This window comes from Cryobacterium cheniae (assembly GCF_004403395.1).
Taxonomy (GTDB): Bacteria; Actinomycetota; Actinomycetes; order Actinomycetales; family Microbacteriaceae; genus Cryobacterium; species Cryobacterium cheniae.
In genome coordinates, this window is record NZ_SOGN01000035.1 from 232,936 (window position 1) to 246,949 (window position 14,014).

Genomic DNA, 14,014 nt, shown 5'->3' on the forward strand with positions numbered 1-14,014 from the left:
CACCAAATCGGTGGTTGTGACCACTCAGCCCGGAGGAGATCGCCGTGTTCGCCGAGGAACGCCAGTCTTTGATCGTCGATCTGGTCAGCAGTTCGAGCCGGGTCACCGTCAGCGATCTCGCCTCCCGCTTCGATGTCACCCCTGAAACGGTGCGCCGCGATCTCGACAGTCTGGAAGGCGCCCGCCGGCTACGCCGGGTACACGGCGGTGCCGTCGCCTTCGACCGGCAGAGCACGTCTGAGCTCAGCCTCGAGGAGCGCCAGACCCAGAACCACGACGAGAAGAAGCGCATCGCGGCCGCCGCCCTCACCATGATTCCCAAAAGCCAGACCGGTTCCATCCTTCTCGATGCCGGCACCACGACCGAGTTGCTCGCCGACCTCCTGGTCGACTGGGCCCCGGCAGCCCCCGATGCCGAACTCCTCGTCATCACCAACGCGGTCCCGATCGCCACGAAGCTCGCCGGCAACGAGGCGGTCCAGGTCTACATCCTGGGCGGCCGGGTGCGCGGCCTCACCCGCGCCGTCGTGGGTCCCAGCACCATCGGCCAGATCGATTCGCTTCGACCGGACATCGCCTTCGTCGGCGCCAACGGCGTGCACGCCGAATTCGGTTTCAGCACTCCGGATGCCGTTGAATCCGCCGTGAAGACAGCCATCGTCCGTTCGGCCCGTCGCGTTGTCGCGCTCGCCGACTCGACCAAGCTCGATAAGGAAACCCTGATCCGCTTCGCAGCGCTGGGCGACGTTGACGTGCTGATCACGGACGCCCTCCCATCAGATGAACTTGCCACGGCCCTGGCCGCGGCCGACGTTGAGGTTGTGATCGCGTGATCATCACGCTGACCCCGAATCCGAGCCTGGATCGCACCATCGAGCTGAGTGGCCCGCTGGCCCGCGGCGAAGTGCAGCGCGCCGGCTCGTCCCGCGAAGAGCCGGGCGGCAAGGGCGTGAATATCGTGCGCGCCCTCGAAGCCTCAGGCGTCCCGAGCCTCGCAATCCTCCCCGGCGACGACCGGGACCCCGTCCTGGTGGCCCTGCGGGCCGCGGGGGTCCCCCACCGCGGAATGCCGATCGGTGCCACGATCCGCAGCAACATCGCGCTGACCGAAATCGACGGCACCACCACCAAGATCAACGTTCCCGGACCGGTGCTGAGCGCCGCCCAGCAGCACGACCTGATCGAGCTCGTGATGGAGAAGGCGGAGGGAGCCGCCTGGCTCGTGCTGGCCGGATCTCTCCCCCCGGGCGTGCCCGTCGACTTCTACGCCGCCATCACCCGGGAACTGCGCAGCCGGTTCGGCCGGAACGCCCCCCTGGTGGCCGTCGATTCCTCCGGCGCCCCCCTCGCCGCCGCCGTCGCGGCCGGGCCGGACCTGATCAAGCCCAACGCGGAAGAGCTGGCCGAGCTGACCGGCATCCCCGACCCGGACAGCCTCGAGGGCGATCCGGTGCTCGTGGCCCGCGCCGCCGAGCGCCTCGTCGCCACGGGCGTCCGCGCCGTGCTGGCCACCCTCGGTTCCAAGGGTGCCGTTCTGGTGACCGCCGACGGTGCCTGGCTCGCCCAGACGCCGCCCATCGTCGCCCGCAGCACCGTCGGAGCCGGCGACTCGTCCCTGGCCGGCTACCTGCTCAGCAGCATCGCCGGCGATTCCGCCCCCGATTCGCTGCGTCAGGCCGCAGCCCATGGGGCCGCAGCCGCTTCTCTGCCCGGATCAACCGTTCCGGCACTGAGCCAAACCCGACCGGACGACGTCACCCTGACGTTGCTCCACACCCATCCAAAGGAGGATGTCCAGTGAGTGCACTGATCACCCCGGAGCTTGTCGCTCTGGATAAAAATCTCGGAGTCGCACCCTCGAGCGTAATCCGGCATCTTGCCGAGCTCGTCGTCGGCGCCGGTCGCGCCACCGAGATCGAGAGTCTCTACACGGATGCTCTCGCCCGCGAGGCGAAGACGGCCACCGGAATCCCCGGCGGCCTGGCCATCCCGCATTGCCGTTCGGCAGCGGTCACCGAACCGACGCTGGCGTTGGCCCGGCTGACCTCCCCGGTCGACTTCGGCGCCGCCGACGGTCCCGCTGACCTTGTCTTCCTGATCGCCGCTCCCGAGGGCGCGGACCAGGACCACCTCAAGATCCTGGCCAAGCTGGCCCGCGCGCTGATGAAGGCGCCGTTCACCGCCGCGCTGCGCGCCGCGAAGACCCAGGCCGAAATCGTCGAACTCGTCACCAACGTCGTCTCCCCCGTCCCCGTGGCCGTGGGCGGCGTCAGCGACGCGAACGTCGGCAGCACGCCTGCCGCGGCATCCGCCGGAACCAAGCGCATCGTCGCCGTGACCGCCTGCCCTACCGGGATCGCGCACACCTACATGGCTGCCGAATCCCTCGTCGCCGCGGCGAAGGCCGCCGGCGTCGAACTGCAGGTCGAGACCCAGGGGTCTGCCGGCCTCACCATGCTCGACCCGGCCGTCATCGCCGCCGCCGACGCGGTCATCTTCGCCGTCGACGTCGACGTACGCGGTCGCGAACGCTTCGCCGGCAAGCCCGTCATCCAGGTGCCCGTCAAGCGCGGCATCGACGAACCGGCCAAGCTCATCCACGATGCGCTGGCCGCTGCCCAGAACCCCAACGCCCGCCGCGTCGGCGGCACCGTCGGTGCGGCCGAAGCCGAAGAGACCAGCGAGCACTTCGGGCAGAAGGTCAAGCGCGCCCTGCTCACCGGTGTCAGCTACATGATTCCGTTCGTCGCCGGTGGAGGTCTGCTGATCGCCCTCGGGTTCCTCCTCGGAGGCTACGAGATCACCGAGGTGGCCGACACGGTCACCCTGGATAACAGCCTGTTCAACCTGCCGGAGGGTGGCCTGCTCACCTACCTGGGAGCCGTCTTCTTCAAGATCGGCGCCCTGTCGATGGGCTTCCTGGTTCCCGCTCTGGCCGGTTACATCGCCTACGCGATCGCCGACCGCCCCGGAATCGCCCCCGGTTTCGTCGCGGGCGCCGTCGCCGGGTTCATGGGTGCCGGCTTCCTCGGCGGCATCGCCGGCGGCCTGCTGGCCGGTCTCGCCGCCGCCAGCTTCGCGAAGCTCGACGTTCCGCGCTGGCTTCGCAGCCTGATGCCCGTCGTCATCATCCCGCTGGTCGCGTCAATCGTCGCTTCGGGCCTGATGTTCCTGGTCCTCGGCGGCCCCATCGCGCTGCTGACCACCGCGCTGAACGAGTGGCTGTCCGGCATGACCGGTGCCTCCGCCATCCTGCTCGGCCTGATCCTGGGTCTCATGATGGGCTTCGACCTCGGCGGACCGGTCAACAAGGTTGCCTACGCATTCGCCGTCGCCGGCCTCGGCACCGCAACCGTTGCCAACCAGGCGCCGTGGGAGATCATGGCCGCCGTCATGGCCGCCGGGATGGTTCCGCCGCTCGCCATGGCCCTGGCCACGGTGCTCGACCGCCGCCTGTTCACCATCGCCGAGCGGGAGAACGGCAAGGCAGCCTGGCTGCTGGGTGCGTCGTTCATCTCCGAAGGCGCCATCCCGTTCGCTGCCGCGGACGTGTTCCGCGTGATCCCGGCCTGCATGGTCGGCGCCGGTGTGACGGGCGCCCTCTCGATGGCATGGAGTGTCACGTCCAAGGCCCCGCACGGCGGAATGTTCGTCTTCTTCGCCATCGACAGCTTTGCCCTCTTCGCTCTGGCGATCGCGATCGGTACCGTCGTCGCGGCCCTCCTGGTGATCGCGCTGAAGCGTTACGCTCGAAAGACACCGTTGGTCGTCGCGGACGCAGCAGTGCCCGCCCTGATCAACGCTTGACAGCACGTCGGCCGCCCCGATCAATTCGAGGGCGGCCGACGCGTAGCATCGATGGTGCAGTATTTTTGCTGCGCAAGAATAGAGGATGTCCCGTGCAGAATTTCACTGGTGTAGGCGTAAGCCCCGGCCGGATCATAGGATCCGTTCGCCAGATGCCCAAACCGATCAGCGAACCCCCGGCAGGTGAACGCCTGGATTCGGCGACATCTCCCGATGCCGCAACGGCTGACCTGCGAGCAGCCTCGAAGGTCGTGCAGGCCGAGCTCAAACGCCGCGCCGAAGCCGCCTCGGGCGCCAGCAAGTCGGTTCTCGAGGCCACCGCATTGATGGCCGCCGACCCGATGCTGATAAAGGCCGCAGTTAAATTAATCGTCACCGGAACATCCGCCGAACGCGCGATCTGGGAGTCCGGCGCCTCCGTCGCCGAGATGTTGCACAATCTCGGCGGCTACATGGCCGAGCGGGCCACGGATGTCCTCGACGTGCGGGCCCGGATCGTCGCCGAACTGCGCGGCGTGACCGCCCCCGGCATCCCCCAATCTGCTGAGCCCTTCGTGCTCGTGGCCGAGGATCTCGCCCCGGCCGACACGGCCACCCTCGACCCGGACAAGGTCCTCGCCCTGGTCACCAGCGGGGGTGGACCGCAGTCTCACACCGCGATCATCGCCCGTGCCCTCGGCCTGCCGGCCGTCGTCGCCGCTGTCGGCGTCGAGGCCCTCACCGATGGCGCCGAGGTCTACGTGGACGGCGCCGCCGGCACCCTTATGGTGGACCCGGGCGACGAACAGCGCACCGCCGTCACGGCGTGGGAGCACGTCGCTGCCAGCCTGTCCGTGTTCGACGGCACCGGCACCACGGCCGACGGCCACCTCGTTCCCCTGCTGGCCAATGTGGGTGGGGCCGCTGACGCGGTCAAGGCCGCGGCCGCCGGCGCGGAGGGCGTCGGACTGCTCCGCACCGAGTTCTGCTTCCTCGAGCGCGACACCGAGCCCACCATCGACGAGCAGGTCGTCGCCTACCGCGGCGTGTTCGACGCGTTCCCCGGCAAGAAGGTCGTCGTGCGCACGCTCGACGCCGGCGCCGACAAGCCCCTGCCGTTCCTGACCGACAGCACGGAGCCCAACCCCTCGCTCGGCGTGCGCGGTTACCGCACCGACCTGACCAGCCCCGGGGTGCTCAAGCGCCAGCTGACGGCCATCGCCACGGCCGCGCAGGCCTCCTCCGCCGTGGTCTGGGTGATGGCGCCGATGATCGCCACGGTCGACGAGGCCGCCGACTTCGCCGCCATGTGCCGCGTCGCCGGGCTGAAGACCCCCGGCGTCATGGTCGAGGTTCCCTCCGCCGCGCTCCGCTCGGCGAGCATCCTGACCGAAGCCGAATTCGTCAGCCTCGGCACGAACGACCTCACCCAGTACACGATGGCCGCCGACCGGCAGCTCGGCACGCTTGCCGCGCTGAACTCGCCGTGGCAGCCGGCCGTGCTGCAGCTGATCCAGCTCACCGTCGCCGGGGCGACATCCGAGGGCCACAACAAGCCCGTCGGTGTCTGCGGTGAAGCCGCAGCCGACCCGGTTCTCGCCGTCGTGCTCGTCGGGCTGGGTGTCAACACCCTGTCCATGACGGCCCGGTCGATGTCCGCCGTGGGTGCCGTTCTGAAGTCCGTGACGCTCGAACGGGCCCAGGAACTGGCCCAGCTCGCCGTTTCGGCCCGGAATTCGGACGAAGCACGTACGCGCGTGCGCGCCGAATTGCCCATACTGGAAGAGTTGGGACTCTAGCCGCCTCGGATTCCGTCGCATCGCACCATCACCGGCGAGCCACCCCGTCGCCGGGCACCAATTAGGAGGAACCATGTCCGAACGTAAAGCAACCATCGCGAGCCGTGTCGGCCTGCACGCGCGCCCCGCATCGATCTTCGCTGCGGCCGTCGGCGAGCTGTCCATCGAGGTCACCATCGCCCTCGAGACCGACCCGGCGGAAGACGCGATGGATGCCTCGAGCATTCTGTCGCTGATGAGCCTGGGTGCATCCAACGGCGACATCGTCGTGCTGCGCGCCGAGGGCGACGGAGCCGACGAGGCTCTCGCTTCCCTCGTCACGCTCCTGGAAACGGACCTCGACGCCGAGTAGCACCCGCCACGGGAGGCACCCTCAGTCCGCGTGAATCACGCCGGAGTGGGGGTGCCTTTTCGTGGGTCAGACCCGTGTCGTGCCTTCCGCCGGAGCGGGCGTGACCAGGGTGATGAAGGCGCTGAGCTGGGCCAGGGTCTCCACGCGGGGCGGCAGCGTCTCGGTCAGGGCCGGCGAGTAGACCAGCCAGGCCGCCCACTGGGCGCGGGAGATGGCCACGTTGAGCCGGTTCGCCAGGAGCAGGAATTCGAGGCCGCGCGGCACGTCTTCCGCCGCGGAAGCGGCCAGCGAGATCACGGCGACCGCCGCCTCCCGACCCTGGAATTTGTCGACCGTGCCGACCGGCACGTCGCCCAGGCCGGCCTGCGCGAGGCGGCCGCGCAGCAGCTCGACCTGCGCGTTGTACGGTGCCACCACGATCACGTCGCCCTGGGCGAGCGGCGCGCTCCGGCCACCGGATGTCCAGGGGCGGCCGAGCAGACCGGTCACCAACGAGACCACGGCTTCGGCCTCTTCCACCGACGAGGTGGAGTTGAACCGGTGCGGCACGGGCACCGGGTGCAGGCCCGGCTCCACACCATCGAGGTGACGGTCGGAGGGGTGCGAGCGCAGCCGGCCCTCGTAGGACAGCGCCGACACCGGGGCGCACACGCTCGGATGCATGCGCCAGCTGGTCTTCAGGAAGTAACCGAATTCCGGCGGGAGGACCTGGTGGCCGTCACTGAGCCAGCCGAGCGCCGACCCGTCGACCGGTTCCGGGTGCGTGCCCTGACTGACCTGGGGCAGCTGTTGCGGGTCGCCCAGCAACAGCAGTCGCTCGGCCGAGACGGCCGCGGCGATGGTGCTGGCCAGGGAGAACTGACCGGCCTCGTCGATCACGAGCAGGTCGAGGGAGCCGCGCGGCACCCGGTCCGCGTTGCTGAAGTCCCAGGCCGTGCCGCCGAGCACCCAGCCGCCGGACTGGCCGGTGAACCGGTCGAAGGTCTTGGTATCGAGCCGGGTCCACGGCACCGGCTTCTTCTCGTCGCCCTTCTTCGCCTTCTTACCGACCTGCGCGGTCTCCAGCCCGGCCTCCACGCCCGCGGTCAGTACGGCCCGGAGCATGTTCTCGACCGCGGCGTGGGACTGCGCGACGACGCCGATGCGCCAGCCGTGCCGCACGACGAGGTCGGCGATCACCCTCGAGCCGACGAAGGTCTTGCCGGTGCCGGGCGGACCCTGCACCGCCAGGTAGGACCGGTCGAGCACCAGCAGCGTGTCCCGGATGGCGGTGCGCACGTCGCCGTCACCAGTATCGTCGCCGGGCTGCGGCAGGGGCTGGGCCGGCCCGCTCTCGCCGAGCAGCCGGGGTGGGCGGCGGCGCAGCAGGTCGAAGGCCGCGTCCGGCAGCGGTTCCGGCCACCGGGAGAGTACGGCGCGGCCCCACTCCGAGATCGCGCCGATCTGAGTGCCGGCCGGCGGCGGGGTGCCGGGGGTCAGGGCCATCGGCAGTTCCCGGTGCGGGGGCGCATCGCGTTCGAGCACCTCCTCGACCAGGTAGACCGACTCGTCGATCACGTCGACGATGGTCGCCTTGTTGTGCGCGGTTCGCGCTCCGGGCGCGTCGCTGCGTCTGATCGACGGGTAGGGCGGGTCGTAGAGCAGGAACGGCTGCTGCCCGGCCTTGATCGAACTGCCCGGCGCGAGTGCCCCGGACAGGCGCAGCACCCGGCGGTCGAGCGCCTGACGGCCCTCCCGGTGCCAACCCAGGTGAACCGTGGCGCGCTCGACGATGAGCACGTCCCTGGTGTCGGCCCAATCGTCCACGGGCGTGCCCAGGCGGCTGTAGTGGTCCCACCAGAACGATTTCTGCTCTCGCCGGTGGTAGTCGATCGCCGCCGAGGCGAGGGCGAGGGCGGTCTGGTCGGCGGTGCGCTCGGCCGGTGGAACGTCCGCGAGCAGCGCGGAGAGTTCGAGGTAGACCGGGTCCGGCTCCCGCACCGGCGGGGCCACGCCCGCCAGGGTCGCCGGCGACGCGACCGGGTCGGCCGCCCCCTCCGCCGCGCGCGCCAGCAACCAGTCGCGCAGGCGCCGGGTGGAGCGGCAGTCGTACGCGTTGTAGCGGGCGATGTCATCCAGGATCTGCCGGGCGGCATCCGTCTGCCCCGCGGCCAGCAGCGTGCGCGAGCGCACGTACTCGGTGATCGAGTCGGCCGCATTGTCCACGCCCTCCCGCTCCGTAAGACCCATGTAGAGCGGTTCGAGCTTCTTGAGCGAGTAGCTGCGACTGCCGATTCGGAGGCCCTGCCGCACGATCGGGTAGAGGTCCACGAGCACGTTCTGGCGCAACAGGTCGTCGACCGCCTCCTCGCCGACACCGTGCCGGGCGGCGAGGCCGAGCAGGTGGGTGCGCTCGTAGGGGGCGTAGTGGTAGATGTGGAGCCCCGGATGCCGCGAGCGGCGCTCCCGCACAAACTCCAAAAAGTCGATCAGGGCCCGGCGTTCCTCGGTGTGGTCGTGCGCCCAGAAGGCGCGGAAGGTGTCGTCTTGCTCGGACAGCCCGAACAGGTAGTCGAGACCCCACGCGCTGTTGCCGCCGGGATGCTCCTGGTAGAGCGGATCCCCCTCGAAGTCGAAGAAGATGTCCCCCGCGTCGGGCGCGGGCAGTGCCGCGAGGGCGGCCGGGTTGATGATCTCCCAGTTCAGCGGCCGGCCGGGGCCCCGCGGGGCGATCTGCAGCCGGGCCTGCCCGCGCAGGGTCGCCAGCGTGGCGTCCGACAGGCCCGGGACGGGCTCGTGCCGCGCGGCGAGGTCGTCGATGGAGCAGACGCCCACGGTGCGCAGCCGGGCGCGCTGGCTGAGCCGCAGGTTCGCGACCAGGAGCACGTCTCCGTGCCGCTGCACCTGTTCCTCGCACAGGTCGCACCGGCCGCAGGCGGCGTAGCGGGGGTCACCCCACGGGGTGGCATCGGGGTCGGCCAGGCGCTCGTCGACCAGCCGCTCGAGTCGGGCCCGCCGGGCGCGGTAGACCGGAAGGATGTCCTGCAACCGGTGCGAGCTCGTGCGGCCGTCACCCAGCAGGAGGTGCACGTTCAGACCGGTGCGGATGCCCATCAGCTGCAACTGGTCGCTGTACGCGGCCAGCTGCAGCAGCGCCGTGATCTTCGCCGAGCGCGCCAGCTTCGTGTCATAGACCTCATAGGTCGCGGCCTCATAGGTCGCGGCCTCACAGGTCGCGGTCTGCTCTGCCTGATGGCTCTGGCCGCCGCTCTCGGTGCGGATGATGAAGTCCGCGTAGCCCAGGAATCGCCCGTCGAAGAAGGCAGCCTGGAACACCACCTCGGCGCCCGCGCGCAGGGCCGCCTCGGTCTGATCGACGGCGGTACGGATGTCGGCGAGGTCGCCCCGTTCGATCTCGACGACGGTGCGGCTCGCCCGCAGCTGTTCCAGCATCCGCAGCTCGTGCGCGTCGCCCAGCTCGGCGGTGCGCCGGAGCATGGCGTCGTCGGGTGCCGGGGCGGCGTCGATGCGTCCCAGTTTCGCATCGAGCCGGCGCAACAGGGCCCACTCGCAGGCGGCTGCGGCGCTGAGGTCGCTCGCGGAGTAGACAACGGTGGCAGGGTCGAGCAGGAACACGTGGATCTCCTCTTTGCGAAACACACGACCGCACGGAAGCGCTGGTCACGGTGGTTTCGAGGCTATCCGAGACCACCGACAGAAACCCGGGGAAGCGAACTCTTCCCCCGGCCGCTGAGCTCAACTATGGTTGGCCTACACGCGGCAGTCGAGGCTCCTGAGGCTGCCCGCGCATTGGTTCGATGTTGATCCGATTCTGGCCGATCATCCGGCCCGATGTGCGTCGACCGAGTGCCGATTCCCTGCAACCGAGCGAGAAGGAACACACCGTGACTGACAGCCAGAACCCCGCACCCACTGCCAACGCCGCCGGCCCCGACGCCCACAACATCAAGGACTGGACCGACCTCGGTAAGGAGATGTGGTCCTACCTGACCGGCAAGAGCGCCGTCATCAACTACAGCTTCATCGACATGACCGTGGAGGTGCCGCGCGACATCGGCCCCGACGCCCCCCGTGCCACCTGGAAGCTGAACGGCACCCTGCGGGTCACCACGAGCGAGGGTTCCGGCACCGAACCGCTCACCAAGTAGTCATGAGCCCCACCACCCGCCTGGACATCGACCTGGAGTTCTCCCTCGCGGAGCCAGGCGCGCCGGGCGACACCACCGAGGCGCCCGCCGCCGAGCAGATGAGCGGGACCATCAAGGCCAGCGGCCTCGATGTCGAGATCTTCTCCAGCAAGCCCGAGATGTTCGTGCGCACCGGCACGGTGAAGCTGAAGGAGCTCCGCGGCCTGGCCGGCGACCTCGCCCAACGCGGCCTGACCGTCTCCGTGTCCGGGCCCGACGGCCTCATCCTCCGGCTCGGCGCCGTCAAGTCACCCGTCCTCCAGCGTCTGCTGACCGGTTCCACGCACATTTCGCTCGGCAGCAGGGCCGCCCTGGCTCCCTTGTTGCGGCGGCGCAGCTCGGCGACGCAGGAGAGCCTGTCCCTGCCGTTGCCGCCGCCCACCCTGTTGCCTCTGGTGCCGACCTTCGACCGGCGCATCCGTCGCCGGGTGACGACAACGCACTACACCCCGGGAGCGGGCCGTCCCCGGCTGATCTTCGTGATCGGCTCGGAGAATTGGAACGGCCAGATGCCGCGCGAGTTCGATCTGTTGCCGACCCTGACCACCGTCGGTTCGGCCCCCGATGCCGACCTGCGGCTGGGCGGGCTGCAACCGTTCCATGCCGAAATCCGCCACGACGACAACGACGAATACGTGCTGTATCCCCTCGGCGACGTCTCCGGCGGAGCCAATCGGAATTACCGGCAGGGGGGCGACGGTCAGATCCTGCGCACCGGCGCCCGGATCGAAATGGGTCCGTGGCGCATGGCCTTCTTCCGGGAGGAGTACGCCGACCACGGCCGCCCCTACGGCGGGCGCGTGGGCGGCGAGCTCTCCGTGCAGAAGCCCCAGCCGACCCGCCGTGCGGCCCGGGCTGAACGTGAGGCCAGGGAGCGCGCCGGGACCGCCGACGGTGCCGCGACCGGCGGCGCGAGCCCTCAGCCGGACGCCCGCCCGGTGGACGACAGCGAGATCTAAAGGCCGAGATCTAGCGGCCGGGTCCTGGGGGCCGCCACTCGCGGCGCACCCTGTGGAGGCCGGCGCACGTTCTAACGTGCGCCGGCCTCACCAACGTGCGCCGCAGCGGACCGACGGCCACCATGCCGCCGCTGGTCGAGCCTCAGATCGCGAACGCGATGCCGTGGTGGAGACGATCACGCCGAGAATCAGGATGCGCCGCCGCCCGAACCGGTCGGCGAGCGTTCCGAACACCAGCAGCAGGGCCGCGACGACCAGTGGCTCATGCGGCGATCGGTCGGGACGTGGCGGACCTGGCGGACCTGGACGTGCGCACGCGGACTGCGACGGTGACGATCAGAATGGCGGCCACGGCGATGATGGCCGCGATCGCCGCCGGAGTGGAGAGCAGGTTGCCGGTCAGCCGGGCCACGGCCAGCCAGGCCAGCCCCCAGCACAGGGACGCGGCGGGGGCGAGGCGGCCGTGGCCGTACACCCCGAGGAGCACGCCGACCAGCCCGGCGACGGCGATCACCAGGACCGCCCACAGGTCCGCGCTGAGGCCGAAGCCCCCGAAGCCGGAGGCGACCAGCACGGCGGTGACGTTGGCGGCCGTGGCGATGGCGACCCAGCCGAGGTAGAGGCCGACGGTTCCGTCGGCCACGATCGTCTCGACGAGGTTCCTGGGCCGGGAGAGCAGCGTGAGCCGGAACGCCCGGATCAGCACGACCAGCAGCAGCACGATCACGGGCACGCTGAGCACGAGGAGGTCGAATTGGATGCTCAGGATCCAGGCCGCGTTCAGCACGAGCGACGCGGCGATCGGGTAGCCGAGGGCGCGCTGGCGGTCATCCGTTTTCTGCGCCGGCAGGAACTGCCAGACGGCGTAGGCGATCAGCCCGAGGTAGATGATGCTCCAGATGCCGAAGGCCGGCCCGTCGGGGGCGATCGGGGTCGCGTCGGCCGCGAGCGCACCGCCCGACGCGCTCTGGATCGGGGTTCCGCCGGCGGCGCCCGACCCGATGAATGATCCGACGATAGCCAGGATGGCGCTCACCAGCACCACCGTTTGACGTAGTAGATCGCTGCTCTTTTTCATCTAAGCATCCTAGCGATCAGCTCGCTGATCGGTCGACGGTATCACTGCCGCCGAACTCCGGCAGCCGGTACCGCGGTGCGCGGTTCAGCCGCCGTACGCCACCGAGCAGGTCTGCTGGCCGGCCGTCTGGCCGCGCAGCCCCTCGATCACCTCGGGGCCGGGATCCGGCGTGCTCGGGGGATCCGGCGTGCTCGGGGGATCGGGCGTGCTCGGGCGAACGGGCGTCGGTGTCGCCGTGGCGGGTAGCGTCGCCTCGGCGACCGGGGCTCCCTCGAGGGAAGTGCCGGGCGTCGGCTCGACGCTGTCTCCGAGTGACTCGGGCGCGAGCGCGAAGGCCTCGCCGGCCCTGATCTTCGTCAGGAGTCGCCCGGCCAGCACCGGATCCGGCACGAGCTTGGCGGGGTTGGCCGGGTTGGGCAGCGTCGGGTAGTGCACGAAGAGCAGCCGGTCGAGGTCGATCTCCTTGAACACGAGGGCCATGCTCACCATCGTCGGAATATCGGCGAGCGATTCGGACAGCCGGAGGTTCGTGGCCGCGGTCGTCGCCAGGCCCGAGAGTTTCGGCAGGTCGGTGAGCGTGGCGTCGCTGGTGAGCACCCGCGCCAGGGAAGACAGATAGGCCTGCTGGGAGGAGATGCGGGCCAAGTCGCTGCCGTCGCCGACACCGTGGCGGCTGCGCAGGTAGGACAGCGCGCTCTGGCCGGACACCAGGCTGACCCCGGCGGGAAGGTCGAGTCCGGTATAGGGGTCGTCGACGGCCTCGGTGAGACAGATCGGCACGCCGCCGACCGCGTCGGCCATCGCGACGGTCCCCTCGAAGGAGATCACCCCGGCGTACGGGATCGACAGTCCGGTGAGTCGCTCGACCGTGCCGACCACGCAGCCGAGACCACCTCGACCGAATGACGCGTTGATCGACAGGGCGGAGACGGCGGCGGACACGGTGCCGCTGTCGGCATCCGTGCAGGCCGGCTGCGGGATGACGAGGTCACGCGGCAGGCTGATCACCACGGCGCTCTCCTGGTCTTCGGACACGTGCAGCAGGATGTTCACGTCGTTGAGGGTGGAGTCGCGCCAGCCGTAGGCCGCACTCTGGTTGCCGGCGTTGTCGACGCCGACCATCAGGATGGTGAAGCCGCCGTCGAACTCCGGCACTCCGGCCGGCGCCGCCCGCACCTGCTCCCCGTCCGTGCGGCCGTTGGAGATGTCGACGGCGTTGCCGGTCACCCGCTGCGACACCTGATTGACGAACACGGTGGCCAGCACCGTCGCGCTGACCAGCAGAACCGCCAGTGAGATCAGCGTGAACCTCGCGACCGGCAGCCCCACGCTGCGCCAGCGCGAGCGCCGTCGGTGCTGGGCCGTTCCGGATGTATGCCGGGCGGACACCTGCGCGCCCGGTTGCCGATCCGGTTTCATCCTGACCTCTCCCGCCCGCTGAGTATGCGAAACTGCCGAGATGCGCATCAACGGAGTGCACCACATCGCCATTATTGCCAGCGACTACGAAGTGTCCAAGGCCTTCTACCTCGACGTTCTCGGCTGCACGCTCGAAGCGGAATACTTCCGTGCCGAGCGCCGGTCGTGGATGGGCAAACTCGCCCTGAACGGCCACTACCTGATCGAACTGTTCACTTTTCCCGACACCCCACCCCGGAAGAGCGGCCCGGAGGCGCTCGGGTTGCGCCACCTCGCGTTCGAGGTCGACGATGTGCCCGCCGCGCGCGAGGAGCTGATCGGCAGGCACGTCGAGGTCGAGGAACTGCGGGTGGACCCGAACACGCAGAAGGCGATGTTCTTCTTCCGCGACCCGGACGGGCTGCCGCTGGAGATCTACCAGCGCTGAGCCCGGG

11 protein-coding genes are annotated in these 14,014 nt (G+C 69.8%); 8 read left to right on the forward strand and 3 right to left on the reverse strand.

Translation table 11 applies throughout. The features are described 5' to 3' along the window. Positions 1–44 precede the first annotated feature (44 nt). The 5 genes from E3T23_RS07415 (at position 45) to E3T23_RS07435 (ending at position 5,937) form a co-directional block, all read left to right on the forward strand. Positions 45–833, forward strand: a complete 789-nt coding sequence (locus E3T23_RS07415; protein WP_134369728.1) for a DeoR/GlpR family DNA-binding transcription regulator — start codon at positions 45–47, stop codon at positions 831–833. Continuing rightward, on the forward strand, positions 830–1,801 hold the full coding sequence (locus E3T23_RS07420; RefSeq protein ID WP_134369729.1) for a 1-phosphofructokinase family hexose kinase: 972 nt from the start codon (positions 830–832) through the stop codon (positions 1,799–1,801). The genes E3T23_RS07415 and E3T23_RS07420 overlap by 4 nt, the downstream gene beginning before the upstream one ends. Next, positions 1,798–3,807, forward strand: coding sequence for a PTS fructose transporter subunit IIABC (locus tag E3T23_RS07425; RefSeq protein ID WP_134369730.1), 2,010 nt, complete (start codon positions 1,798–1,800; stop codon positions 3,805–3,807). The genes E3T23_RS07420 and E3T23_RS07425 overlap by 4 nt, the downstream gene beginning before the upstream one ends. 92 nt (positions 3,808–3,899) lie before the next feature. Beyond that, positions 3,900–5,585 (forward strand): phosphoenolpyruvate--protein phosphotransferase, encoded by a 1,686-nt coding sequence (ptsP, locus tag E3T23_RS07430; RefSeq protein WP_134369731.1) that lies wholly within the window; start codon positions 3,900–3,902, stop codon positions 5,583–5,585. A gap of 73 nt (positions 5,586–5,658) precedes the next feature. After that, positions 5,659–5,937 (forward strand): HPr family phosphocarrier protein, encoded by a 279-nt coding sequence (locus E3T23_RS07435; RefSeq protein ID WP_134369732.1) that lies wholly within the window; start codon positions 5,659–5,661, stop codon positions 5,935–5,937. Positions 5,938–6,003: 66 nt separating this feature from the next. On the opposite strand, the gene E3T23_RS07440 is transcribed toward E3T23_RS07435, so the two are convergent. Further along, on the reverse strand, positions 6,004–9,552 hold the full coding sequence (locus tag E3T23_RS07440) for a TM0106 family RecB-like putative nuclease (RefSeq protein ID WP_134369733.1): 3,549 nt from the start codon (positions 9,550–9,552) through the stop codon (positions 6,004–6,006). A gap of 269 nt (positions 9,553–9,821) precedes the next feature. On the opposite strand from E3T23_RS07440, the gene E3T23_RS07445 reads away from it, so the two are divergent. Next, a complete protein-coding gene (locus E3T23_RS07445) occupies positions 9,822–10,085 on the forward strand; it encodes a hypothetical protein (RefSeq protein WP_174843852.1) in 264 nt (87 codons plus the stop codon). A 2-nt stretch (positions 10,086–10,087) separates the two neighbouring features. Further along, positions 10,088–11,083, forward strand: a complete 996-nt coding sequence (locus E3T23_RS07450; protein WP_174843853.1) for an FHA domain-containing protein — start codon at positions 10,088–10,090, stop codon at positions 11,081–11,083. A gap of 262 nt (positions 11,084–11,345) precedes the next feature. On the opposite strand, the gene E3T23_RS07455 is transcribed toward E3T23_RS07450, so the two are convergent. Then, positions 11,346–12,161 carry a tryptophan-rich sensory protein gene (locus E3T23_RS07455; RefSeq protein WP_134369734.1) on the reverse strand — a complete coding sequence of 272 codons (816 nt, stop codon included), beginning with the start codon at positions 12,159–12,161 and terminating at the stop codon, positions 11,346–11,348. A gap of 84 nt (positions 12,162–12,245) precedes the next feature. Beyond that, complete coding sequence (locus E3T23_RS07460; RefSeq protein WP_166806235.1) at positions 12,246–13,580, reverse strand: LCP family protein; 1,335 nt, start codon at positions 13,578–13,580, stop codon at positions 12,246–12,248. A gap of 40 nt (positions 13,581–13,620) precedes the next feature. Here E3T23_RS07460 and E3T23_RS07465 point away from each other — a divergent pair, with 40 nt between their 5' ends. Beyond that, positions 13,621–14,007, forward strand: a complete 387-nt coding sequence (locus E3T23_RS07465) for a VOC family protein (RefSeq protein ID WP_134369736.1) — start codon at positions 13,621–13,623, stop codon at positions 14,005–14,007. Positions 14,008–14,014: the final 7 nt, after the last annotated feature.